Origin of the sequence: Acinetobacter sp. SwsAc2 (genome assembly GCF_013391465.1) — a bacterium.
In the GTDB taxonomy this organism is placed as follows: domain Bacteria; phylum Pseudomonadota; class Gammaproteobacteria; order Pseudomonadales; family Moraxellaceae; genus Acinetobacter; species Acinetobacter johnsonii.
On sequence record NZ_JACBEZ010000091.1, the window covers coordinates 1 to 513 of the forward strand.

Annotated in this window: 1 protein-coding gene; it reads right to left on the reverse strand. The window is 34.7% G+C overall.

Annotation, left to right across the window (positions count from 1 at the left end):
- Positions 1-135 precede the first annotated feature (135 nt).
- The gene (locus HYI04_RS16810; protein WP_004976362.1) at positions 136-345 is read right to left on the reverse strand and encodes a hypothetical protein; all 210 of its coding nucleotides are present in this window, start codon (positions 343-345) and stop codon (positions 136-138) included.
- Positions 346-513 lie beyond the last annotated feature (168 nt).

Genomic DNA, 513 nt, shown 5'->3' on the forward strand with positions numbered 1-513 from the left:
TAAATAAACTTAAGGTGGCGTAAGTGTCATAAGATGAAAGAACGTTTTAGAGTAAAAAAATCAGGACAAGGGTAACAGCTAGGTACTTTTTTATAAAGCCTGGATGTTATATCCAAGCTTTGTTTAATCGGTATTTTATGAAGCTTTTGGCTCCCCAAGTAATTGACCTATTTCCAAACGTGTATAGCCACGTTCTTTAAAAATCAAAACAATAGCCTGTTTATAATCTTCAGAAGTAGAAGTCTTATACTTAGTTATCAGTTGATTTTCAGAATTCAGCTCAAGATCATTTTTGATGGTCAATACTTCGCTAGAGATCTTGTTAAAGATATTTAGGTTAAACATACAGGCACTCGTCATCCGTATTATAGCGGCCCGACTATAACGAATACCTGTCTTAGCTACGCTAGACACCCTTGGCCGCAAGGATTACAAATTAAGAAAAATTCCGCAAGTTTTTGTCTATTGAAAGAATAAATAATCTCCCAACTGCTATCTATTTAACATAATGGC

What these genes read in the sequence shown, in the direction of transcription:
- HYI04_RS16810 (WP_004976362.1), bottom strand. Translation starts at nt 345, where the DNA reads ATGTTTAACCTAAATATCTTTAACAAGATCTCTAGCGAAGTATTGACC.